We start from the raw sequence: 926 nt of genomic DNA on the forward strand, positions 1-926 counted from the left end.
CCGCCCATCTGACGAGTCTGCTGGCCGGGAACCGGCTGCTGCCCTCCGGCTACCGGACCCGCCTGCGCGCACTCGCCGCCGCACTCGACGGACGTCCCGAAGCCGCGCAGACCGCACTGCGGGATCTCGCCGACCACCAGCTCGCCCTCCTGCATTCCGACTCCACCGAGCGCGCCCGGACAGCCGTACGCCTGCTGCGCTGGCTCGACGCCCCGCAGCCCGCGCTGGACGCGGTCGGCAGCAGCGTGCGTCACCACTTGGAGTCGACGGGCTGGGTGGACCTGGCGACGGGGATCCTCGCCGAAGGCGACGCCTCGCGCGACAGCGAGGTCGGCGAGGCCTACCACCGGCTGATCGGCCGGGTCCGGGACCGGCGTCGGCAGCTCGACGAACAGTTCGCGGCGGCTCTGGCCGTCTGGGTGGAAAGAGCCTCCCCGCAGGCACCGCACGGGGCGCTCCTGATCGAGGACGTCCTGGCGGAGGCCGCCGCACCGCTCGCCCGTGAGGGCGGGCGGCCGCTCGTCCTCGTCCTGGACGGCATGAGCGCCGACGTGGCCGTCGAACTCGCCGCCGGGCTGGACCGACGGGCCTGGACCGAGATCGTGCCCACCGCAACGGCGGACCGTCGTGCCGGTCGGCTCGCCGCCGTCGCCATGCTGCCCACCCTCACCAAAATCAGCAGGGCATCGCTGCTGAGTGGTACGCCCGTCGAGGGCGGGCAGGATGTGGAGCGCGCTGGGTTCACCGCTTTCTGGAAGAAGCGGCGCCGGGAGGCCGTCCTCTTCCACAAGGGCGGTTACGAGGGGACGGCAGGGCACCGCCTGGCGCCCGAACTGCTCGGCGCCCTGGCGGACGAGAAGAAGGTCGTCGGAGTGGTCGTCAACACCATCGACGACGCACTCGCCGACGGTCGGGAGAACGGACGC

Annotated in this window: 1 protein-coding gene; it reads left to right on the forward strand. The window is 72.9% G+C overall.

Going from position 1 to position 926, the window contains the following annotated elements:
- Nucleotides 1–926 (forward strand): BREX-2 system phosphatase PglZ (gene pglZ / locus IE312_RS38765; protein WP_229899050.1); only part of this gene is annotated, 926 nt, incomplete at both ends.

Origin of the sequence: Streptomyces capoamus, from assembly GCF_014654935.1 — a bacterium.
Taxonomy (GTDB): domain Bacteria; phylum Actinomycetota; class Actinomycetes; order Streptomycetales; family Streptomycetaceae; genus Streptomyces; species Streptomyces capoamus.